Annotated in this window: 14 protein-coding genes and 1 riboswitch; of the genes, 7 read left to right on the top strand and 7 right to left on the bottom strand. The window is 73.8% G+C overall.

What is annotated here, in order from left to right; translation table 11 throughout:
• Window positions 1–56 precede the first annotated feature (56 nt).
• Together ACF1G2_RS21810 and ACF1G2_RS21805 are read left to right on the top strand one after the other, a co-directional pair.
• Window positions 57–1,172, top strand: coding sequence for a PP2C family protein-serine/threonine phosphatase (locus tag ACF1G2_RS21810; RefSeq protein ID WP_391800208.1), 1,116 nt, complete (start codon window positions 57–59; stop codon window positions 1,170–1,172).
• A 212-nt stretch (window positions 1,173–1,384) separates the two neighbouring features.
• Window positions 1,385–1,532, top strand: a riboswitch (cyclic di-AMP (ydaO/yuaA leader).
• Window positions 1,533–1,543: 11 nt separating this feature from the next.
• Window positions 1,544–2,629: a M23 family metallopeptidase gene (locus ACF1G2_RS21805; protein ID WP_391799864.1), complete on the top strand. Its 1,086-nt coding sequence runs from the start codon at window positions 1,544–1,546 to the stop codon at window positions 2,627–2,629.
• A 323-nt stretch (window positions 2,630–2,952) separates the two neighbouring features.
• Here ACF1G2_RS21805 and ACF1G2_RS21800 read toward each other — a convergent pair whose 3' ends face one another.
• The 4 genes from ACF1G2_RS21800 to ACF1G2_RS21785 all read right to left on the bottom strand — a co-directional run bounded on the left by ACF1G2_RS21800 (window position 2,953) and on the right by ACF1G2_RS21785 (window position 7,930).
• A complete protein-coding gene (locus ACF1G2_RS21800) occupies window positions 2,953–4,269 on the bottom strand; it encodes a PrsW family intramembrane metalloprotease (RefSeq protein ID WP_391799863.1) in 1,317 nt (438 codons plus the stop codon).
• Between the two features lie 123 nt (window positions 4,270–4,392).
• Complete coding sequence (gene trmB / locus ACF1G2_RS21795) at window positions 4,393–5,175, bottom strand: tRNA (guanosine(46)-N7)-methyltransferase TrmB (protein WP_391799862.1); 783 nt, start codon at window positions 5,173–5,175, stop codon at window positions 4,393–4,395.
• 43 nt (window positions 5,176–5,218) lie between these two features.
• Window positions 5,219–6,415 carry an L-2-hydroxyglutarate oxidase gene (gene lhgO, locus ACF1G2_RS21790; protein ID WP_391799861.1) on the bottom strand — a complete coding sequence of 399 codons (1,197 nt, stop codon included), beginning with the start codon at window positions 6,413–6,415 and terminating at the stop codon, window positions 5,219–5,221.
• A 69-nt stretch (window positions 6,416–6,484) separates the two neighbouring features.
• Entirely contained in the window at window positions 6,485–7,930 is a 1,446-nt protein-coding gene (locus ACF1G2_RS21785; RefSeq protein WP_391799860.1) for an MFS transporter, read from the bottom strand.
• 590 nt (window positions 7,931–8,520) lie between these two features.
• Between ACF1G2_RS21785 and ACF1G2_RS21780 the strand changes: the two genes are divergently transcribed.
• The gene (locus ACF1G2_RS21780) at window positions 8,521–10,647 is read left to right on the top strand and encodes an asparagine synthase-related protein (RefSeq protein ID WP_391799859.1); all 2,127 of its coding nucleotides are present in this window, start codon (window positions 8,521–8,523) and stop codon (window positions 10,645–10,647) included.
• 82 nt (window positions 10,648–10,729) lie between these two features.
• Complete coding sequence (locus ACF1G2_RS21775; protein WP_391799858.1) at window positions 10,730–14,335, top strand: BTAD domain-containing putative transcriptional regulator; 3,606 nt, start codon at window positions 10,730–10,732, stop codon at window positions 14,333–14,335.
• 25 nt (window positions 14,336–14,360) lie between these two features.
• Here ACF1G2_RS21775 and ACF1G2_RS21770 read toward each other — a convergent pair whose 3' ends face one another.
• Window positions 14,361–16,379: a sigma-70 family RNA polymerase sigma factor gene (locus ACF1G2_RS21770; protein ID WP_391799857.1), complete on the bottom strand. Its 2,019-nt coding sequence runs from the start codon at window positions 16,377–16,379 to the stop codon at window positions 14,361–14,363.
• A 236-nt stretch (window positions 16,380–16,615) separates the two neighbouring features.
• The gene (locus tag ACF1G2_RS21765) at window positions 16,616–17,425 is read right to left on the bottom strand and encodes a TetR/AcrR family transcriptional regulator (protein WP_391800207.1); all 810 of its coding nucleotides are present in this window, start codon (window positions 17,423–17,425) and stop codon (window positions 16,616–16,618) included.
• Window positions 17,426–17,782: 357 nt separating this feature from the next.
• On the opposite strand from ACF1G2_RS21765, the gene ACF1G2_RS21760 reads away from it, so the two are divergent.
• Together ACF1G2_RS21760 and ACF1G2_RS21755 are read left to right on the top strand one after the other, a co-directional pair.
• Entirely contained in the window at window positions 17,783–19,147 is a 1,365-nt protein-coding gene (locus tag ACF1G2_RS21760; RefSeq protein ID WP_391799856.1) for an NAD(P)/FAD-dependent oxidoreductase, read from the top strand.
• 105 nt (window positions 19,148–19,252) lie between these two features.
• Entirely contained in the window at window positions 19,253–20,878 is a 1,626-nt protein-coding gene (locus tag ACF1G2_RS21755) for a SpoIIE family protein phosphatase (RefSeq protein ID WP_391799855.1), read from the top strand.
• Window positions 20,879–20,891: 13 nt separating this feature from the next.
• Here ACF1G2_RS21755 and ACF1G2_RS21750 read toward each other — a convergent pair whose 3' ends face one another.
• Window positions 20,892–22,169, bottom strand: a complete 1,278-nt coding sequence (locus tag ACF1G2_RS21750; RefSeq protein WP_391800206.1) for an MFS transporter — start codon at window positions 22,167–22,169, stop codon at window positions 20,892–20,894.
• Between the two features lie 150 nt (window positions 22,170–22,319).
• Here ACF1G2_RS21750 and ACF1G2_RS21745 point away from each other — a divergent pair, with 150 nt between their 5' ends.
• The gene (locus tag ACF1G2_RS21745; RefSeq protein ID WP_361759205.1) at window positions 22,320–22,886 is read left to right on the top strand and encodes a MarR family transcriptional regulator; all 567 of its coding nucleotides are present in this window, start codon (window positions 22,320–22,322) and stop codon (window positions 22,884–22,886) included.
• Window positions 22,887–23,341 lie beyond the last annotated feature (455 nt).

Genomic DNA, 23,341 nt, shown 5'->3' with positions numbered 1-23,341 from the left:
GCGGGAACGGACACGGGAACGGGAACGCGAGCGGGAACGGGAACGGGCGGCCTGGGCTGCGGGCCGAGCGGACCCGCCGGTTCCTCCGCGCACTGCCCCCGCTGCTGATCCTCGGCGGTGTCGTCTTCGACCTCTCCACCCCGCCCGCCTATACGGCCGCGCCGATGTTCTCGGCCGCGCCGCTGCTCGCCGCCCCGTTCTTCTCCATGCTCACGACGCTGCTCACGGGCATCACCGCGGTCATCGCCAGCATCGGGCTGCACATCTACAACGGCACCGCCGGCGAGGTCCCCTCCCTCACGGAGACGCTGACCGTCGTCACCGTCTCCGCCCTCGCCCTGCTGGTGAACCGGGTCGTGCTGCGCAGCGGTGAGCGGCTGGCCTCGGCGCGCGTGATCGCGGAGACCGCGCAGAAGGCCGTCCTGCCGACGCCCGCCGACCGGATCGGCGGGCTCCAGGTCGCCGCCCGGTACGAGGCGGCGCAGGCGGACGCGTTCATCGGCGGCGACCTCTTCGCCGTCCAGGACACGCCGTACGGGGTACGGCTCGTGGTCGGTGACGTCCGGGGCAAGGGGCTCGACGCCGTCGAGGCGGTCGCCGTCGTGATCGGGGCCTTCCGGGAGGCGGCCGAGCAGGAGGCCACCCTGGAAGGGGTCGCCCAGCGGCTGGAGCGGGCGCTGGCCCGGGAGGGCACGCGCCGGTCCAGCCTCGACGCCTTCGAGGGGTTCACCACCGCCGTCCTCGCCGAGATCCCGCGTGGCGACGGGCGCGTACGGATGGTGAACCGCGGCCACCCCGAGCCGCTGCTGCTGTACGCGGACGGCGGCCTGGCCCACCTCGAACCGACGGAGCCCGCGCTGCCGCTCGGCATGGGCGAACTGGCCGCCTGGCCGGACCGGGCCGACGAGGCCCCCTATCCGCCGGGTGCCACGCTGCTCCTCTACACCGACGGGCTCTCCGAGGCGCGCGACGCCTCGGGGGCCTTCTATGATCCGGCCGAGCGGCTGGCCGGGCGGATCTTCCCGGGGCCGGACGAGCTGCTCGACGCGCTGGTCGACGACGTCCGCCGGTACACGGGCGGCGGCTCCACGGACGACATGGCGCTGCTCGCGGTGAGCCGTCCCGCGGCGGGACAGCCGGAGCGGCGCAGGACGATGCCCGTGGTGCCGTGACCATCCGTAGTGGCGAGGTACCACTGCGATAACAATTGACGAACCGTCAGTTCACGGGGTCCGGCAATGGTCCGTACTGAAGCGGGATCAAATCGGTCTGTACCAGCTTAATCTCGCTAATGATCAACGGGAACAGCTTGGAATCCGGCCCTCGTGTCTATTAACGTTCGATAACGCAGCGCGGTCGTCCCAGCCGTCGCCAGAGACGGCACCGTGCGCACGCGCCGAATCCTGAAAGGGAACCGGGGAACCACTACTTGGGGTGAATCGGGCACCGTCGCACCCGTGCGACACCGTCCGTAGGAGACCTTCCTGCTCCGAACCCGTCAGCTAACCCGGTAGGCGAGAAGGAAGGAAAGGAGTACGCCTCCGTGGCGTCCAACACCCCTGCTCCCGAGGGTCTTTCTGACGGGTTCAACGCGTTCGGCGCCCCGGGCGCCGCCGGGACGGACGACGACACGACCACGTGGGGGGAGTGGAACCCCACCGAGGACTCCCTTCGCCAGCAGGCCCGTTCGGGCGGCCGTCACCGTGTCGTGAAGCAGCGCTCCGGCTTCGCCCGCTCCTCCACCGTCCTCGGCGTCGGTGTCATCGCGGCCGTCGGCGCGGGTGGCATGGCGACCGCCAAGGACAGGCCGCCGGTCTCGATATCCCTCCCCGACCTCAACCTGCCGGACGCCTCCGAGCTGCCCGGTGTCGGCGAGCTCATCTCGGGCGAGGACGGCACGGACTCCGGGACGAACAACCCGCAGCCGCTCACGGCCACCCTCGCCCTCCCGGCCGACAGCGCCGAGAAGGCCGCCGGCTCGCCCGCCGCCTCGACGGCGGACGCCGGTGAGGCGCTGCGCGCCCGCATCATGCAGCAGGCCGAGCAGCAGCAGGCCTCCGCCGACGCCGACAAGAAGGCCGCGGCGGAGAAGGCGGCGGCCGAGAAGGCGGCGGCCGAGGCGGCGGCGAAGGCCGACGCGGCGGAGAAGGCCGCGGCGGAGGAGAAGCGGAAGGCCGAGGCGGCCGCCGCCGCGAAGGCCGAGGCGGAGCGGCTGGCCAAGCTCGCCGCGAGCTACGCGCTGCCCACGTCGTCGTACACCCTCACCTCCACGTACGGCCAGTCCGGCTCCATGTGGTCCTCCGGCTACCACACCGGTCTCGACTTCGCGGCGCCCACCGGTACCCCGGTCAAGGCGGTGCACGGCGGCACGATCAAGTCGGCGGGCTGGTCCGGCTCGTACGGCTACCGGATCGTCCTGGAGCTGGAGGACGGTACGGAGGTCTGGTACGCGCACCTGTCCTCGATGACGGTCAGCGCCGGCCAGACCGTGGGCACCGGCGACACCATCGGCCGCGTCGGCGCGACCGGCAACGTGACCGGCCCGCACCTGCACCTGGAGGTCCACACCCCGGGCGGCGCGGGCGTCGACCCGGCGGCCTGGCTGGCGGGCAAGGGCATCTCCGTCTGACCCCGGACGTCCCCACGGCTCCGGCGGTCCTGGCGACGTCCCCCCGACGCCAGGGCTGCCGGGACCCCCGGGCCCCCCGGGCCCCTGGCCCCCCGGCCCCCCGGGCCCCTGGCCCCCCGGGCCCCTGGCCCCCCGGGCCCCTGGCCCCCCGGCCCCGGGCCCCCTGGACCCCGGCCCCTGGCACCTCCGGGCCCCTGGACCTCCGGCCCCTCCGGGCCCCTGGACCCCCGGCCCGTCGCCGCAGGGTCCGTCCCCGTGTGCTCGTCGCCGGATCCTTCTGAGAGGTCGGCGCCGCTTCCGTCCGGTACTCGGCGCCGCCCGCCCTAGCTCCGGTACGGGTTGTAGCCGCTGTAGTCGAGGTACTGCGGCGGGGCCCACACCCGGCCCGTCGCCCGCGCCGCGTAGGTCAGGGCGGGGGAGGCGACCGCCTTGCGCTGCCAGAGGTGGTGGAGCAGCTCCTGCTCGCGCGCGCTGAACTCCGGCCCCGCCGCGCCGCGCTGGGCGCGATGGCGCAGGAAGGCGAGGGTCGTCGCGAACGCCTCGTACTCCCCGACGACCGCCGCGGCCGGCTTGCCGTACGTACGGCGGGCGAAGTCGCGGGCCACGGAGCGGGCCCGCATCGAGGAGAGCGCGAGCGGTTCGGCGGGCGAGAGCCACCCGGCCGCCGCGTACGCCGGGAGCTGCCCGGATATCGTGCGCAGCTCGCGCTGCCTGCTCCATATCGCCAGCCAGGTGAGCAGGGCGAGCGTGGGCACCATGAACATGCCGTAGACCAGGATGAAGCCCAGCGGCCCGAGGATCGTCGCGGAGCCGTTCCACAGGGCGTGCATGCCCATGGCGAGGACAAGGCCCGCGAGCGGCAGCAGGATCCGGCGCAGCCGCAGGAACCTGCGCCGGGAGGTGGCGAGGGCGGCGAAGGCGAAGCCGAGGCCGGTGAAGACGGTGAAGAGCGGATGCGCGAACGGCGACATCACGACCCGTACGAAGAACGTGCCCGCGGTCGTGGCGCCGAGGCCGCCGGAGCCGATGTCCTGGTCCTCGCCGAAGGCGTTGCCGAGATAGAGGATGTTCTCGGTGAAGGCGAAGCCGGTGGCGGTGAAGCCGGCGACCACCACGCCGTCGACGAGGCCGGTGAAGTGCCGTCTGCGGAAGAGGAAGATCAGCAGGATCGCCGCCGCCTTGGCGCTCTCCTCGACGACCGGCGCGACGACCGTGGCGCCGAGGGACTCGGCGGAGGCGGGGTCGGCGGTGGCGGTCGCGATCCAGCGGACCGCGAAGGAGTTGGCGAGGATCGCGACGAGCGTCGCGGCGAAGGCTCCCCAGACGAAGGCGAAGATCAGGTTGCGCCATGGGCCCGGTTCGACCCGGTCCAGCCAGCGGAACGCGGCCAGCAGCAGCGGAACGGGCAGGACGGCCAGCGCGAGCCCGACGAGGAAGCCCTCCGTCCCGGTCTGCTCCCGCACGATGGCCAGGATCACCAGCGCGCAGAGCGCGAGCACGGTGATCACGGCGACCGCCCGGACCACCCTGCTGCGCCAGAAGGCGCGACGGGGCCTGTAGCGCCACTGGGCGCGGTCCGGGACGGCCGGGAAGTCCGGCTCTTCGGTGTCCCGAGTGGGGACGGGGACGCGGTTCGACACGTCAGCGACCCTAACCAGCGGGACCGACACTCGCGACGGGGTTCTCCGTCTTCGGCCGCTTCCTGTGGAAAAGCGCCGCTCCTTCCCGTGGAGGAGCGGCACTCCTGCCTGTGGAAAGAGGCCCTACGTCCTGCGGAACAGCAGGTCGTGCACGACGTGGCCCTTGTCCAGGCCCTGCCCCTCGAAGCGGGTGAGGGGGCGGAAGGCCGGGCGGGGCGCGTAGCCGCCGTCCGGCTGGGTGTTCTCGAAGTCGGGGTGGGCGGAGAGCACCTCGAGCATCTGCTCGGCGTACTCCTCCCAGTCCGTCGCGCAGTGCAGGACGGCGCCGGGCTTCATCCGCGTCGCGAGCAGCGTGAGGAACTCGGGCTGGATCAGCCGCCGCTTGTGGTGGCGCTTCTTGGGCCAGGGGTCCGGGAAGTAGACGCGGCAGCCGTCGAGCGCGTCGGCGCCGAGCATCTCGCGGAGCAGGATGATCGCGTCGCCGTTGGCGACCCGGACGTTCTCCATGCCGCCCCGGTCGGCGAGACCGAGGAGGTTGCCCTGGCCGGGGGTGTGGACGTCCACGGCGAGGATGCCGGTGCCGGGGTCGGCGGCGGCCATCTTCGCCGTCGCCTCGCCCATGCCGAAGCCGATCTCCAGGACGACGGGCAGGCCCCCGAACATGTCGTCCAGGTCCAGGGTCCGCTTGCCGTCGATGTCGAGACCCCAGTCGGGCCAGCGCTTCAGCAGCGCCTCGGCCTGACCGGCGGTGACGCGGCTGCGGCGGGGCTGGAAGCTGCGGATCCGCCGCTCGTGGTGGGACCCGGCGGGATCGGGCAGCGGCCCTTCCCCGGCGGCGAACCTCTGACTGCCCCGCTGGAAGACGACGGGCTCGGTACGGGTGGCGGTTTCACGGGTCTCAGACACAATGCGCCCAATTCTACGGGGCGCGGTCCGGAAGGCCGTCCGGCTACAGCAGTGCCAGGGCCCGGCGGGCCACCTCGCGGCCGATCGGCAGGGACGCCGTCGCCGCGGGCGACGGCGCGTTCAGGACGTGGACCGTCCGCGGCGCCTCGCGGATCAGGAAGTCGTCCACCAGCGTCCCGTCCCGCAGCACCGCCTGCGCCCGCACGCCCGCCGGAGCACGGCGCAGATCCGTTTCCTCCACCGAGGGGAGAAGCCGGCGCACCGCCTCCGTGAAGGCCCGCTTCGACAGCGACCGGCGCAGCTCACCCGCTCCGTACCGCCAGTGGTCCCGCGCGATCTGCCACGACCCGGGCCACGCCAGCGTCCCCGCCAGGTCACCGGGGCGTACGACCGACCAGTCGTATCCCTCCCTGGCGAGCGCCGGCACCGCGTTCGGCCCCACGTGCACACCGCCGTCGACACCGCGGGTGAGATGCACCCCGAGGAAGGGGAAGGCCGGGTCGGGGACCGGATAGACCAGGCCCCGGATCAGGGAGGGGTCCGCCAGCTCGTAGTACTCGCCCCGGAAGGGCACGATCCGCATGCCCGGCTCGTCGCCGGCGAGCAGCGCCACCCGGTCGCAGTGCAGCCCCGCGCAGTTCACCATCACCCGGCCGCGCACGACCGTCCCGGCCGCCGTGCGGACGGCGACGCCCCAGGGCCGCCGGTCGACGGCGGTGACCTCGGAGCCGTACAGGATCCGGGCGCCGGAGGCCTCGGCGAGCTGGGCCGCCACCGCCCCGTAGTCACAGATGCCGGTCGTGCCGACATGGATCGCGGCGAGGCCCCGCACGCTCGGTTCGTACGCGGTGATCTGTGCCGGGCCCAGCTCCCGCACCGGGATGCCGTTCTCCCGGCCGCGCTGCACGAGCGCGTGGAGGCGGGGCAGCTCGTCCCGCCCGGTGGCGACGATCAGCTTTCCGGTGACCTCGTGGGGCAGGCCGTACTCCGCGCAGAACTTGACCATCTCGGCCGCGCCCGCGACGGCGAACCGCGCCTTCAAAGAGCCCGGCCGGTAGTAGATCCCGCTGTGGATCACTCCGCTGTTCCGCCCGGTCTGGTGGCGGGCCGGGCCGTGCTCCTTCTCCAGGACCGTGACGCGGGTGCCCGGCGCGGCGCGGGTCAGGGCGTACGCCGTCGACAGACCGACGATCCCGCCGCCGATCACGAGCACGTCGCAGTCGACGTCGTGCGTGGACACCTGCACCACCTCCCACCCCGATAGTGCACTGGCCCACTGACAAAGCCGCTAAACCCCGTGGGACACGCCTCACGCCGGGGCCATCAGGAGGGGCCGGGCCCGCTCCCGCAGTTCCATGACCCTCGGCTCGTCCCCGTACGGCTCGAGGCGGTGCAGTAGATCCCGTACGTACTCGGTGGTGCGGGCGGACGAGATGCGGCCCGCCACCTCCACCGCGCGCGTGCCCGCCGCGCAGGCCGCGTCCAGATTGCCCGACTCCAGCTCCGCGACGGCCGAGACCACGAGCCGCAGCCCGTGCGAGCGGACGAACTCCTCCGTCGGCCGGGACAGCGCCTGCTCCGTGAAGCGGCGGACCTCACGCGGCGCCTTCAGGTCCCGGTAGCACTCGGCGGCGTCCGCGCAGAACCGGTCGTACGAGTAGAAGCCCAGCCACGACGGATCGGCGTCGCCCTCCCGTGAGCGCTCCAGCCAGCCCTCGGCCGCCTTGAGCGCGGCCGCGGCGGCCGTCCCGTCGTTGGCCTTCGCGTGGGCCCGGGCCTCGACCAGCCGGAAGAAGGACATGGTGCGGGCGGTGGCGAGCCCGCGATTGCGCTCCAGGGCGGCCTGGGCGAGGTCCACGCCCTCGTCGGCGAATCCCCGATAGGTGGCCTGGAGCGACATGGAGGCGAGGACGTAGCCGCCCAAGGGCACGTCGGCGGCGGCGCGGGCGAGGCGCAGCGCCTGGATGTAGTAGCGCTGGGCGGCCTCCTGCTGGCCGGTGTCGAAGGCCATCCAGCCGGCCAGCCGGGTCAGCTCGGAGGTCGCCCCGAACAGGGCCCGGCCGACCTCGTCCGAGTACGAGCCGAGCAGCAGTGGCGCCGCGTCGACGCGTAAGCACTCGGGGACCATCGAGGAACGCCAGTCCCCGCCGCCGTACTTGGAGTCCCAGCGGCGCGCGTCCTCGGCCGCCTCGCGGAGCTTGGCGACGTCGCTGTGGCCCACGCGCGCGTGGGCGCCGGCCTCGGGCCCCTCGGCCGCCGGCCCTTCGACGGGCCCGACCATCCGCTCCACGGAGGAGTCGGCGGGCGTGATGAGCCAGCGGGAGGCCGGCGTCGCGTAGGCGCTCACCGCGAACGAGCCGGCCAGGGACTGCCAGATGCCGCCTCCGCCGGCCCGGCGGCCGGCGAGATCGAGTCGGTACAGCTCGGTCGCCGAGCGGACCGCCTCTCCGACGTCACGCGGGAAGGCGAGACCCACCTCGGGCGCGGGATCGGCGTCCGCGAGCCCGATCTCGTGCAGCGGCACGGGACGGCCGAGCTTCTGGCCGATCGCGGCGGCGATCAGATGCGGCGCCGCCCCCTGCGGCACCATGCCCTTCGACACCCACCGGGCCACCGACGTCTTGTCGTAGCGAAGCGTCAGACCGCGCTGCGCGCCGAGGTCGTTGACCCGCCGGGCGAGGCCGGCGTTGCTGATTCCCGCGAGGGCGAGAACCGTGCCGAGCTTTTCGTTCGGCCCGCGTTGCTCCCTGGACATGACGCCACCCCTCGACCCCAGACGGCCGCCACGACGCCGGGCATAGGCGTGCGGCATTCGTAAACACAGCGTAGTTCGCCGCATCCCTACCGTTAAGGGGCGGAGTTCCGTATGGCGGGATTGTTGTGGGAACAGACGGATGGCCGACAGATGGCGTAGTGGCGTCGGCCAGGTCCGGTACCCGGCGGCGGTCGCGGGGGCGCTCGCGGAGCGCCTCGGGGCGCGTGCCCCGGTCGTGTGGCCGTGCGCCCGGCCGTGCGCTCTCGCCCGGTCGGGTGGGGGAGCGCTTCCATGAGTCCTGCGTGGGTCGGCCCACTCGGCTGTGGACCGGTGGGCTGGGGGATACCGTCGCCCCATTCCCCGCGGGCGGCGGACGGCTCCGGGAGGCGAAGAGCGCCTCCCGGACTGCCGGAGATCCGCGGCGCCGCCTCCGCGCCATCGAGAATGGCCGAATGACGACGGTCGGTGAATCGGTCACAACTGGCTCATGCCAGGGGCGCATTCACGTTTGCGCGCGCGACCCCGGAGCCCCCTCCACGCGCGGTTGTCGTGGCAGCATGTTCCTCCACTGAACCGACGTGGAGGCGCCGATGCGATGGCTGGTGGGCTGGAGCAGTGTCGCCGCGAGCTTCGGACCGACGGGCACGGCCGGCGCCGTGGGCGGCCTGACCGCCGAGGGGCGCACCGTGCACCCGGTGGGCGCACAACTGCTCTGGGGTGACCCCGATCCGCTCTGGGCGGTCGGCGACTGGCGCCCCGACGAGGTCCGCGTGATCGGCATCGACGCGCACACCCGCCTCGCCGTACTGGGGTGTTGCGCCGCGAGCGACGAGGAGCTGAGAGTCGGGCTGCTCACCGCGCGCGGGGGCGCGCTGCGCCATCTCACCTCCTGGGCCGGCAGCTACACGGCCGTGGTCCAGGTCGGCCGCCGGATCACCGTGACCGGCGATCTGGCGGGCGCACGGCCGGTGTTCCACACCCCGTGGGCGGGCGGCACGGCGTACGCGACGGCCGCCCTGCCGCTCGCGGACCTCATCGAGGCCCAGCTCGACATCGGACACCTGGCGGCCCTGCTCGCCTGCCCGGAGACCCCCGAGGCGCTGCGCGACTCCACTCCGTACGAAGGGGTGAAGCGGGTGCCGCCCGGGCACGCCCTGATCCTGCGCGAGGGTTCACGCGAGATCACCGGGTACGAAGCGGTGGCCTCGCTCGCCGTCGCCGCGGCGGAGATCGAGCCGCGCCGGGCGGTGGAGGGAGTACGGGACGCGCTGATCGACGCCGTACGGGCCCGGCTCACCGCGCCCCGGCACGCACCGGAGTCGCCCCTTCCGGACCCGGGGCCCGTGCCCGGCATGGGACCGGCCGAGCGGCGGGCGGCCCGGGGCGGCGGCCCGGCACCCGGCATCGGGGCGGACCTGTCGGGCGGCAGCGCCTCGGGAACGCTCGCGCTGCTCGCGGCCGGTCTGCCGGGTGTGCCCGGGACGATCCTCGGGCACGGCACGGGCGCGGGCGAGCGGCTGCTCGCCGTCACCTTCAACGACCTCACCGCGCCGGGAGGGCCGGACCGGGAGGACGAACTGGAACGGGCCCGGACCATCGCGTCCAACCCGCGGCTGCACCACGTGGTCGTGGCGGCGGGCGAGGAGGCGCTGCCGTACGCGGAGCTGGACGGGCCGCTGACCGACGAGCCCGGCCCCTCTCTGGTCGTCGCCGACCGCCACCGGCGGCGGCTCGCGGGCGGCAGCGCCGACCACTTCACGGGCCTGGGAGCCCGGCAGGTCCTGGACGCGCACCCGGCGCGCCTCGCCGACCTGCTGATGGACCGGCGGCGCAGATCGCTGCTCCGCCCGGTCACGGCGCTCGCCAAGGCCACGGGCCCGTCCGCGGGTTCGCTGCTCGTCCCGCTGACCATGTACCGCGCGGCGCGCCGGCTCGCCCGCACCCCGTACCGCGCCGGCATCGAGGAGGCCGCGACACGGCTCCTGGAGGCGAACCGGCCCGGACCGGGCTCCTTCGTCGGCCCGGTGGAGGCGTCCCTGTCCGCGCTGACCTGGTCGCGTCCGGGCCCGGCGGCGCGATGGCTGACGGGAGAGGCGCTGGCCGAAGTATCGGTTCGCCTGACCCGGGCGGCGACCCTGCCGACGTCGGTGCAGCGACCGGGAGAGGCACGCGCGCGTGCGGCGCTCGCCCGGGCGGCGGCCGACCACCGGGTCCTGGAACAGGCGGCCGAGATCCGCGGCCAGCGGCTGCACGCCCCGTTCCTCGACAACCAGGTCGTACGGGCCTCCCGCGACCTCCCCGAATCGCTCCGGGTCCAGCCCGGCGCCCGGGCGTCGGTCCTGCGCACGGTCCTCGCGGGCGCGGGCGTCCACGACCTCCCGCCCGGCTGGGGCACTCCGAACCCGGCGGTCCCCGCCGCGGCCACCCGCGCGGGCCTGCGCGCCGCGCTCCCGCACCTGATGGCCCTCTTCGACGCCCCGCTCCTCGCCGACGCGGGCCTGATCGAGGCCCGCGTGGTCCGCAAGGCCCTCCACGCGGCCGCCGACGGCGACCCGGTCCCGCTGGACGGCCTCGCCGACCTGGTCTCCACCGAACTCTGGCTCCACCGCCTCCTCGCCCGCCGCGGCACCTGCTGGACGGGCACGGCGGCCCCCCGCCGCCGCCAGGCCGTGGTCGGACCACTGGTCCCGGAGAGCAGGCGATCCCTGCCGGCGTGAGCGGGCGGGGCACGGGACTCCTCGCGCCGCGCCCGGAGAAACCCCGAGGCGCACCGCACCGCCCCCGGGGACAATGGCGCGCGTGCGGTATCTGATCCTCGGCTCCACCCTCGCGCTCGACGCCCACGGAACGCCCCTCCCCCTGGGCGGAGCCCGGCTGCGCGCCCTGCTCGCTGCGCTCGCGTCACGGGCCGGGCGTGCCGCCACCGTCCCCGAGCTCGTCGACGACGTCTACGGCGACGAGCCCCCGCACGACGCACCCGCCGCGCTCCAGGCCCTCGTCGGCCGACTGCGCCGGGTCCTGGGCAAGGAAGCCGTCGAGTCCATGCCCGGCCCCGGTTACCGCCTCGCCGCGAGACCGGACGACATCGACCTGTACGTCTTCGAGCAGCACGTCCGGGACGCGGGCGCCCGCCTCGACGCCGGCGACCCCGAGAGCGCCGCCGAACTCCTCCGTACCGCCCTCGCCCTCTTCCGCGGGCCCGCCCTCGCCGACCTGCCCGCCCCCGCACGCGTGCGCCCCGAGGCGCAGCGGCTCGCCGCCGTACGGCAGCGCGTGGAGGCCGACCTGAGGCGCGGCGCCGTCGAGGGACTCGTACCGGAGCTGTCCGAACTCACCGGCGTGTACCCGTACGACGAGGGCTTCCGCGCCCAACTCGTGCGCGCCCTGCGGGCCGAGGGCCGCCAGGCCGACGCCCTCGCCGCGTACGAGGACGCCCGCCGCACGCTCGCCGAGGGTCTCGGCGCCGACCCGGGCGCCGAACTCGCCGCGCTCCACCGGGAGCTGCTCCGGCCGGCCGCACCTCCGCCACCCGCTTATGAGACCGGGAACATCCGCCGCCGCCTGACCTCCTTCGTCGGCCGGGAACCCGAACTCGCCGCCCTCCGCGCCGACCTCGCCCGCTCCCGCCTCGTCACGCTCACCGGACCGGGCGGTTCCGGCAAGACCCGCCTGGCCGAGGAGGTCGCACTCACCCTGCGGGACGGGACGCCCACGCCGACACCGGACGTGCAGGCCCGGACGGCGCCGGGGGCACAGGCCTCGACGGCGCCGGCCGTGCATGCCTCCACGGGGCCGGGTGCACCGGCCGGGACGGCACCGGGCGGGCAGGCCCCGACGACGCCGGGTGCCCCTGCCGGGACCGTCGCCCCGGATCCGACGGCCCCACGCCGTCCGCCGCCGACGGCTGCTCCGGCCCCGCCGGGCCCGGCGACCCTGGCCCCCGCGACCCCGGCCCCCGCGGCCCCGGCCCCCGCGGCCCCGACGGCCCCCGGGGGGCCGCCGGGGCCGGCGGAGGCCGCCGGCACCCCCCGCGCCGCATGGCTCGTCGAACTCGCGCCGCTCGACGATCCCACCGCCGTGCCCGGAGCCGTCCTCTCCGCCCTCCGGCTCCGCGAGACCCACCTGATCACCCGTGAGGGACAGCCCCTCCACGACGACCCCACCGACCGTCTCGTCGAACACCTCGCGCCCCGCTCCCTCCTCCTCGTCCTCGACAACTGCGAGCACGTCGTCGACGCCGCCGCCACCCTCGCCGAGACCCTCCTCACCCACTGCCCCCACCTGCGCGTCCTCGCCACCAGCCGCGAGCCCCTCGGCGTCCCCGGTGAAACGGTCCGCCCGGTCGAACCCCTGCCGCCCGACCCGGCCCACCGCCTCTTCGCCGAGCGCGCCCGCGCCGTACGCCCCGACTTCGCCCTCACCGGCACCAACACCGGCACCAACACCGGCACCAACACCGGCACCAACACCGACACCACCGGCACCGACACCGGCACCTCCGGCGAAGGCCTGCGCGCCGTGGACGAGATCTGCCGCCGCCTCGACGGCCTCCCTCTCGCCATCGAACTGGCCGCCGCCCGGCTGCGGCTGCTGACCCCGCGCCAGATCGCCGACCGGCTCGACGACCGCTTCCGTCTCCTCACCTCCGGCAGCCGCACCGTCCTGCCCCGCCAGCAGACCCTCCGCGCCGTCGTCGACTGGTCCTGGGACCTGCTCGACCCCGACGAGCGCACCCTGCTGCGCCAGGTCTCCGTCTTCGCCGGCGGCTGGGATCTCGCCGCAGTCGAGGCCGTCGCCGTCGCCCCGAACGCCGCCGACGTGCTCGGCGCGCTCGTCGACAAGTCCCTGGTCGTCGCCACCCCCACCGACGAGGGGGAGATGCGCTACCGGCTCCTGGAGACCATCCACGAGTACGCCGCCGAGCGAGCCGCCGAGCGCCCCGAGCTGCGTGCCGCCGCCGAGGCCGCCCACACCGCGTACGTCACGGACCTCGCCGAACGGGCCGAGCCCCTGCTCCGCTCCGGCGAGCAACTCCCCTGGATCCGGCGGATCGAGACCGACCTCGACAACATCCGCGCCGCCCTCCACCGCACGATCGTCACGACCCCCGACGAGGCCGCCGCCCACCGTCTCGTCTTCGCCATGGGCTGGTTCTGGTGGCTGCGCAACTACCGCCCCGAGGGTCAGGCCTGGGTCGAGCGTGCCCTCCTCCTCGGCGACGACCCGGAGCCCCCGGCCGACCCGGACCGCCCGGCCGACCCCCGCTACTGGCCGCGCATGCAGCTGCGCATGCTGTCGTTCTTCCTCGCCGTGGAGAGCCGCAGCGCCGCCGACCTGCGCGACGACCCCGAGGCGACCGCGCTCGTAGGGCGGGTGCGCACCGCCTTCGGAGAGCGGCCCGGACCTCAGTCGGCCCGCTTCCCCGGGCTTCTCTGGCCCTTCACCGGCTACCTCACCGAGAACCCCGCCACCATCCGCGCGATGCTCGACACCGCCGTGGAGACCTGCCGGCGGCACGGCGGCGAGTGGGAGATCGGCGTCACCCTGATGTTCCGTACGCACCTGGTGATCGACATGCCCGGGGACATGCCCGGCGTGGACGAGGACCTCGTCGAGCTGCGCGCCCTGTCACGCCGGGTCGGCGACCGCTGGATGCGCGCCCAGGTCGCGAGCGCCGCGGCCGAGACGCACATGATGCGCGGCCGTCACGAGCAGGCGAGGGAGGCGTACGAGGAGGCGCTCGGTCTGGCGCGCGAGGTCGGCGCGCACGCCGAGTCCCCGTTCCTGCTCGCCCGCCTCGCCGAACTCCGCTACCGCGCCGGTGACATGGCGGCGGCCGAGAAGGGCCTGGACGAGGCCACGGCGGAGGCCGCCCGCCACCACGTCAACGACACGGCGGCGTTCGTCCTGTTCATGAGGGCGGCGATCGCCCTCCAGCGCGACGAGGTGCGGGCCGCCCGCGCGCTCATGGACGAGGCGGGCCGACTGGCCCTCACCGGCACCCCGCCGCCGCACTTCACAGCCGTCCTCGTCGGGCTCTCCGCGCGCGTCTCGGCGGCCGAGGGCCGGGGCCCGGCCGCCGTGGCGGAGGCGGTCGAGGCCCTGGGCCTCGCCCACCACGGAGAGTGCGGCGACTACGTCACGGCCTCGCTCGCGGAGGGCGTGGCGGCCACGCTCGGCGCGAACGGCGCCCTCTCGCTCGCGGTACGGGTCCTGGCCGCCGTCGACACCTGGCGCGCCGAACTCCCGCGCTCGGTCCCCGAGCACCGTGAGTGGGAGACCCTGATGTCCCGGGCCCGTACGGAGCTGGGCGGGGCCGCGAGCGAGGCGGTGTACGCCGAGGGCGCCCGGATGACACCGGCCCAGGTCATCGCCCTGGCGTCCGCCTACGCGACGGGCGCCTGAGCGGCGGTGGCTCGTCGGGCGCCGCTCACGCGCAGCTGATGCGGGACTGCGCCCAGTCCGCGACCGCGGCCCGGCCGAACGGGGTGTGCTCCTCCACCACCAGTCGGATCGACCTCAGCCCGGCGAGGTCCGCATGGACCGGTACGGCGGGGTCGCCGGGCCGGACGACCTCCGAGCGCCAGAGCCGCTCACCGTCTCCGTACACGGCGAAGCGCACGCCGCCGACCCGGATCGGTGCGCTCAGGTCGTCGATGCCCACGAGCGCGTCGTAGCCGGTGCACTGCCGGTTGAGGTCGATCACGAGCGCGGACGGCGCGTGCACGCTCACGCCGTGCGCGTACCGGGTGCCGCCGATCGACAGACCGTCGCGCTGCCACATCCAGCTGCTGTCGCCGATCCGTACCTCGGGCCTGGTGCCGTCGCCGAAGACGCCGTACTCGAGCTGGTTGACCTGGTAGACGGCCGGTGAGGCGGGCGGCGGCGTGGGCGTCGGCGCCGGCTTCGGCGGGGTCGGCTTCGGCGTGGGGCTCGGTCGGGGCGGCGGGGCGGGGCTCGGCTCGACCGGCGGCTTCGGCTTCGGCGCCGGGCTGGGCGGCGAGGTCGGCTCGGGCGTCTCGACGACCGGCGGCGCGGGTGGCGGCGGAGGCTTGGGAGTCGGCTTCGGGGGCGGTGTCGGTGCCGGTTCCGGCGGTACGACGGGGGCGACGGCCGGCGGCGAGGGTTCGGGCCGCGCGACCGGCTGGGGGTCTCCGGAGAGCGCCCACACCAGCCCGGCGGTCGCGGCGACGGCCACCGCGGCCGCGAGGCCCGCCTTCGCGGGGGCCCCCAGCCCCTCGGCGGCGGCGGCGGAGGAGGCCCCGGCCGAACCCGACGAACCGGCGCCCGTCGCGGCGGCGGCCGCACCGGCACCGGCCGCGCCCGCGACCCCTCCGGCCACCACACCCGCGGCCTTGAGCGAGTACCCGGCGGCGAACCAGCCGATGACGGCGATCGGCAGCAGCGCGGGGATCCCGGCGTTCACGTGCTCCAGCTCACCGGCGGCGATCCGGCACTTGACGCACTCCTCCAGGTGCTTGCGCAGCCCGCGTTCGGCCCGCATCCGCAGCCCCCCGCGCGCGTACGCGCCGAGCCGGTCGGCGTAGCGGGCGCAGTCGCCTCCCGCGGTGAGCGACTGGCTGACGTGCGCTTGGAGGTAGGCCTGCTTGAGGCCCTCGCGGGCCCTGCTGGCGAGCACGGCCGTGGCGTTGGCGGTCAGACCGAACAGCGGCGCGACGTCGCTCGGGGACTCCTCCTCGACGGTGGTGTGCCACAGCACCGCCTGCCACCGCTCGGGCAGCGAACGGAACGCCTGCATCGCCAGCGACTGTTCGGCCTCGTGCATGGCCAGCACGTCGGCGCCGAGGTCGAGGCCGGCTCCGAAGGACACCGTGGGGTCGGCGGCCTCGGCCGCGTGGCCCGCCTGCGCCGCGAAGACGGCGAAGTCCTCGACCAGATGCTCCCGCCGCTGCGTACGCGTCCAGTTCGCGGCCACCCGCCGGACCGTGGTCAACAGGTACGCGCGGACAGCCTGTTCGGGCCCCGCTCCGCCCCGTACGGCCTGGAGCGTGCGGGCGAAGACCTCCGCCGTCAGATCGTCGGCGGTGTGCGCGTCGCGGCAGCACGTCCGGGCATAGCGGCGCACGGCCTCGGAGTGGCGCCGGAACAGCTCCTCGTACGCGCTGTCCTCGCCGTCCCGCATCAGCTGGATGAGATCGGCGTCCGAGGGCGGCAGTTCGACCGGCGGCGGCAGGACGGTGTCGTGCGCGTCGGTCCCGGACTTGAGGTTCCGCGGCGCCCCGTGCTCACGCTGCTGAGGCACGCTGGGCTCGCTGGGGCCGGCGGGTGCTGCGGCGGGTGCTGCGGAGGGTCCGGCCGCGGGTCCCGGGACGGGCGCGGCGGAGGAGCCTCCTGGCCCGCCCTGGTGCGGCACCTGCCGGGGCGGAAGGTTCCCGGTCTCCGTGGCTCCGCCGTTGCCCACCGGCTCGTCGCGACCGTCACCGCTCATCGCGGAAGCCCCCGTATGCACGCTCAGACCCGAACACCGGCCAAGCGTGCCACAGCGCGATGACGCGCTGAACTCTCGCGTCCACTTACCACTCGTCCGGGGCGACTTCCTGTATCCGGGCGTAACCGCTCATGCGTTCGTGCCATGCTCGAAGGTCCGCCCGGACCGGTCGGTCATCACAGGACGCGATCGATGACGCGATCAATGCCGCTCGACGACGCGCTCGACGACGCGAACTACCGGGAGCGCAGGCCCTCCAGAAGGATGTCCAGGAGTCGCGCCGAGGCCGCCGCCTGCTGCGCCGCGTCCGGCAGCGCGGGCGCCGCCGTCGCGATGACGAGCAGAACGTCCGCCACGGTCACGTCCGTCCGCAGCTCGCCCGCCTCACGGGCCCGGTCCACCAGCTGACCGACGACCTCCAGGAGCGCCGCCGCACCGGCGTCGTCCTGCTCCGCGCCCGGCACGGCACGCGGCGCGACCACGCGCGGCTCGGTCTGGTCCGAGAAGCCCCGCTGATGCGGCACCCGGGCCGCGTCGCCTCCGGCCTGCGCGGGCAGCAGCAGGTCCTCGACGTCCACGCCCACCCGCAGGATCTGCGGCGGCAGCAGCCGCCCCGCACCCGAGGCCACCGAGGTCCGCAGGAACCGGGAGAGCGCCGACCAGGGCTCCTCCTCCTGCCCCAGGGCCGTACGCGCCTGCTCGGTCAGCCGGGCGGTCTCCTCCTCGGCTATCCGGCGCACCAGCACGTCCTTGCTGGGGAAGCGGCGGTAGACCGTGCCCACGCCGACCCGGGCGCGCCGCGCCACGTCCTCCATGGGCGCCCCGTAGCCGAGTTCGCCGAAGACCTCGCGCGCCGCGCGCAACACGTGCTCCAGGTTCCGCTGCGCGTCCACGCGCAGCGGCGCCGAGCGGCCTATCGCCGTCGACGGCCCCGGGCCCGTGTCCGTCGCTGTACCTGTACCCGTACTCACACCCGTACCACGACCGTCGAGCGAGCCGTCCGTGGTCCCGACGACGGCCTGCCACCGTGAATCCTGCATGTGCATAAGCGTTCCCCCGCTCATGATGTCTCCCCCCGGAGACTCCCCGCCCTGACACGGGGCCCATGGACCTGGCTGCGGCGCTCTGGTCCATGCGCCGCGATCCGATACCCCGTCGAGGTACGAACATAGTTGAGTCGAGGTCAATTCAGAAGGGGGAGTTCCGTACGGTGCGCCCCCCGATCGGAGCAAGGGCCTGAACTCTCCCGATTCCGGTCCGCCACGCCACCCCCCACGCCCACCCTGACCTGCGTGGTTCCCCCTGTACGCACCCTGTGCGCCACCCCATGCCCCCGCGCACCTCCGGTCACACAATTTGCCGGGGCTGTGGACAAACCCCGAACGGCGTTGCGTCATGGGACAGTGACCGAACCTGCGCGCATTCTCGTTGTCGGCGGTGGCTACGTCGGGATGTACACCGCGCTGCGTCTGCAGCGGCAGCTCAAGGCCGAGCTCAGAAGCGGTTCCGTCGAGATCGTGGTGGTCACGCCCGACCCGTACATGACGTACCAGCCGTTCCTGCCCGAGGCCGCCGCCGGCTCGATCTCCCCACGCCATGTCGTCGTCCCGCTCCGCCGCGTCCTGGACAAGTGCCGGATCACCATCGGCGAGGTCCACGCCGTCGACCACGCGAAGCGGACCGTGACGCTCTCCACCCTCGCCACCGAGGAGGAGGGCAGCGGAAACGTCGAGCTCACCTACGACGAACTGGTCATCGCGCCCGGCTCGATCTCCCGCACGCTCCCCGTCCCCGGCCTCGCCGACTACGCGATCGGCTTCAAGACCGTCGAGGAGGCCATCGGGCTGCGCAACCACGTCATCGAGCAGATGGACATCGCCTCCTCCACCCGCGACCCCGGCCTGCGCGACGCCGCCCTCACCTTCGTCTTCGTCGGCGGCGGCTACGCGGGCGTGGAGGCGCTCGCCGAGCTGGAGGACATGGCCCGCTACACCGCGCGGTACTACCACAACATCAAGCCGGAGGACCTGAAGTGGGTCCTGGTGGAGGCGTCGAACCGGATCCTCCCCGAGGTCGGCGAGAAGATGGGCACGTACGCGATCCGCGAGCTGCGCGGCCGCAACATCGACGTACGTCTGGAGACCCGGCTCGACTCCTGCGAGGACCGGGTGGCCGTCCTCAGCGACGGCAGCCGCTTCCCGACCCGGACCGTCGTCTGGACCGCGGGCGTGAAGCCCGCGCCGGTCCTCGCCGCGACCGACCTGCCGCTCGACGAGCGCGGCCGCATCAGGTGCACCGCACAGCTGACCGTCGAGGGCGTCGAACACGCCTGGGCCGCCGGCGACGCCGCGGCCGTCCCCGACATCACGGCGGACGAACCCGGAGCCGAGTGCGCGCCGAACGCACAGCACGCCGTGCGCCAGACCAAGGTGCTGGCCGAGAACGTCGCCGCGTCCCTGCGCGGACAGCCGCTCAAGGAGTACGCGCACTCCTACGCGGGTTCCGTCGCCTCCCTCGGCCTGCACAAGGGCGTGGCACACGTCTACGGGCGCAAGCTCAAGGGCTACCCCGCCTGGTTCATGCACCGCGCCTACCACCTCAGCCGCGTTCCGACCTTCAACCGGAAGGCCCGCGTCCTGGCCGAATGGACCCTCTCCGGACTCTTCAAGCGGGAGATCGTCTCGCTCGGCTCGCTGGAGCATCCGCGCGCCGAGTTCGAACTCGCCGCCGCGCCCCCGCCCCCCAAGAACGGCCCCAAGCCCGGCTGACACCGATGTCAGTGCGGTCAGTCACACTGGACGTGTGACCATAGGTGGGCTCACACCTGCACAGAGTGACTCAGCACGGCCAACAGACCACGAGGCATCAGATCCGTGAACTTCACCCGTTGGAGCGCCCGACTCCCCGGCACGCAGCGCCGTACCGCGGCGCGGGGGACCGAAGGCTCCGTGCCCGCGGCCCGCGGTGAGTACGAGCGGCAGCCTGAGCCCCTCCCCGACGAGGTCCCCGCCCTGGAGGACTTCTCCGCGCGGGAGATCATCGGCCGCCTGCCCGGCCTCGTCGCGCTCGCGCACGGCCCCGAACATCGCATCGCGTACGTCAACGACGCCTACGCCGCCGCCTTCGGCCCCCGCCCGGCCGGGGCCACCGTCGCCGACGCCTGCCCCGAGGCCGAGGAGCTGGGCCTGCTGCCGCTGATGGACCAGGTCCTGCGCAGCGGCAAGCCCCGGACGGTCAAGTCCCGCAAGACCAGGGAGGGCGGCTCGTACACGGTCACCTGCCTGCCGGTGGAGTCCCCGCGCTTCGAGGGCGGCGGCGTCCTCGTCCACGCCTCCGACGTCACCGACCACGCCGAGGCCGCCGAGCGGCTGCGCGCCAGCGAGCGCCGGCACCGCGAGACCGCCGTCACCCTCCAGCGCTCGCTGCTCCCGCAGGAGCTGGAGCAGCCCGACGACCTGCGCATCGCCGCCACGTACCAGCCCGGCGGCACGGACGCGGCCGTCGGCGGCGACTGGTACGACGTGATCACGCTGGGCGCGGGACGCACCGCGCTGGTGATCGGCGACGTGATGGGCCGCGGCGTGCGCGCCGCCGCCGTCATGGGCCAGCTCCGCACCGCCGTGCGGGCCTACGCCCGGCTCGACCTGCCCCCGCACGAAGTGCTCCAGCTCCTCGACGGCCTCGCCGCCGAGATCGACGCCAGCCAGATCGCCACCTGCGTCTACGCGGTCCACGACCCCAACGAGGGCAAGCTCGTCTACGCCTCCGCCGGCCACCTCCCGATCCTCGTCAGGGACGAGGACGGCACGGTCCGCCGTGCCGAGGACCCCACCGGACCCCCGCTCGGCACCGGCGGCTGGCTCCACACCTCCGGCTCGATCGCCCTGCCGCCGGGCTCGACGGCCGTCCTCTATACGGACGGCCTGGTCGAACGCCGTCGTGAGGACATCGACGAGGGCGTCGCCGCCCTGGAGCGCGCGCTCTCCGGTGCCCTCGGCACCCCGCAGGTCGTCTGCGACCGGCTGCTGCGCTCGCTCGGCGTCACCGCCGAGCACGACGACGACGTCGCCGTCCTGGTCGTCCAGCACCCGTCCCGCAAGGGACCGGACGCGGAGCTGTTCCACAACGCGGCCCTGGAGCTCCTCGGGGGAGTGGAGGCGGCCCCGCGCGCGCGTGCCTTCGCCTCGGGCGTCCTCTCCAGCTGGCGCTTCCCGGTCGAGCTGCGCGACCTCGGGGTCCTCGCCACCAGCGAGCTGGTGGCGAACTCCCTCAAGCACGGCACCCCGCCCATGCGCCTGCGGCTGCGCCGTACGGACCGGCGGCTGATCATCGAGGTCACCGACGGGGACGACCACCTGCCGCGCCGCCGCCGGGCGGAGACGGAGGACGAGGCGGGCCGCGGGATCTCGATCATCGCGACGATCGCCTCGTCCTGGGGGAGCCGCCGCACGCCGGGGGGCGGCAAGGCGGTCTGGTGCGAGTTCGCCCTGCCCGACTAGGACCCGGCCGGGCTCAGGCGGAGACGCTGTCCCTCTCGGGCAGGTGCTGGGCCACCACCCGGGAGGGCTTCGTCGCCAGGTACGGCTGGTCCTGCACCGGGGTGAGCCGCCTGCCCAGCCGCAGCGCCAGGAACGTGATCCCGAGCGAGAAGAGCACGAAGGTCACGATGTACGGGCCGTGCAGGGCGGCCCCCATGGGCCCGCCCACGGCCGGACCGACGGCCAGCGCGAGCTGCTTGACCAGTGCGAACGCCGAGTTGTACTGACCGACCGCCGATTCCGGCGCGAGGTCCGCGACCAGCGGCGCCACGGTCGGCGACAGCATCGCCTCGCCGAGCCCGAAGAGGGCGTACGTCGAGACGAAGGCGGCGGTCGCCATCGCCTGGCTGCCGTGCCCGAGCCCCGCGTACCCGGCGATCACCCACGCCACGGCCCAGATCAGACCGACGGCCGCGATCACGCGGGACCGACGGCGGCGCTCGACGAAGCGCAGCACCACGAACTGGGCGACGACGATGACGGCCGTGTTGGCGGCCAGTGCGATCCCCAGCGTCGACGGCTGGATGCCCGCGGCCTCGGTGCCGTACGCCGCGAGACCCGACTCGAACTGTCCGTAGCAGGCGAAGAACAGCACGAAGCCCAGGACGCACAGCTGCACCATGGCCTTGTGCCCGAGGAGCGCCCGGACGCCGCCGCCCCTGGAGTCGGCCGGCCGGGTGGACTGCAGGGCGGGGGAGCCCGGCATCCGGACGGTCAGCACGATCCCGGCGAGCACGAGGAACATGACCGCTTCGATCGAGAAGAGGAGAAGGAAGCTGCCCGGCCGGCTCTCGTCGACGAGCTGGCCGCCGATCAGACCGCCGACACCGAGTCCGAGGTTCTGCAGGAAGAACTGCATGGCGAAGGACCGGGTCCGGGAGGCCGGGTCGGAGCACCAGACGATCATCGTCGCGAGCGCCGGCTGCATCACGGCCGTACCGGCACCGAGCAGCGCGGCCGACCCCACGACGGCGGGCACGCTGCCCGAGAGCCCCATGCCCAGCGCGCCGAGCGACGCGAGGACGGCGGCGACGAGAAGGACGGGGACGGGTCCGCGCCGGTCGATGGCGCGTCCGCTGAAGGGCAGGACGACGAGTGCGGCCATGGCGAAGACGGCGAGCACGATGCCCGCCGTGGTCGCGCCCAGGTCCCGCACCTGAGCCACGTACACATAGAGGTACGGAACGGTGAAGCCGAGTCCGAACGCGCTCAGCGCGCTGCCTGCCTGGATCCGGCGCATCGCTGCACCCATCGCCTTGGTCACGCTCACCCACTTCGATCGCAGCCCCAGACCTTCAGACCTGTAGGCCTGAACCCTGAAGACTTCAACACTAAAATTAGATCCTTAACAATACACATGGAAGGACTTCAACGCCAACGGCGAGCGTGGGATACTCCCCGCATGTCCGACAACCCCGAGCAGTCCGGCCCGCGCCCCCCGCAGGAACCGACCCTCGACGAGCAGATCGCGGCCTATCAGCGCGAGTACCGCGACCTGGACCCCCAGGTCGAGAAGGTCGTCTCCGCCCTCGGCCGGCTGAACCGCCGGATGAACGTGGCCTACGGCCGCCAGCTGGCAGACCTGGGCATCAGCAACGCCGAGTGGGAGGTCCTCAAGACCCTCGTGCTCGCCGGAGCCCCCTACCGCCTGGGACCGGGCGAGCTGGCCAAGCGCCTCGGCCTCACCCCGGCGGCCATGACCCACCGCATCGACCGCATGGCGGGCGAGGGACTGGTGACCCGCGACCGCGACGAGAACAACCGCGTCCGCGTGATCGTGGAGCTGACCGACGAAGGCCGCTCGAAGTGGCTCGAGGCGATGCGCATGGCGACGGACTTCGAGGAGGAGCTCCTCCAGGACCTCACCGGCGAGGAGCGCACGGGCCTCGGCGACATGCTGATCCGCCTCCTCCGCAGGGTCGAGCACACCCAGCCGGACGCGGGCGGCCGGCTCACCGACCTGGACTGAGAGCGCCACCGGACCGGGGTTGACACGCCCCCGCCGTATCCGTAGTGTTCTCCGAGTTGTCACGGGGCCGGAACGGTTCTGCGACAACCACTCCCGCCGCTGATGCGGCACCTCTACTCAGCACGATCTCCCAGACGGGACGAATTTCGGCATGCCGAAATTCATTTCGAATGGCTCGATTATGAGCCGCCCGGGAAATCCGCTAGAGTTTGAGCGTCGGAACGGCCCAACAGCCGCGAAGACAACTCCCGCTGACTGGGAATCAGGCCCGAAAGGATCTGATAGAGTCGGAACCGCCGGAAAGGGAAACGCGAAAGCGAAGAACAGCCCGGCAGCCCGCTCCAGCGGGTGGCAGAAACGGAAAACGGATCTGCTAAGCTGGAAACACGAAAGACCGAAGGGAAAAGCCCGGAGGAAAGCCCGAGAGGGTGAGTACGAAGGAAGCGTCCGTTCCT

Source organism: Streptomyces sp. NPDC013457 (genome assembly GCF_043089925.1).
Taxonomy (GTDB): domain Bacteria; phylum Actinomycetota; class Actinomycetes; order Streptomycetales; family Streptomycetaceae; genus Streptomyces.
This window is presented reverse-complemented; position numbering and strand designations above follow the sequence as displayed.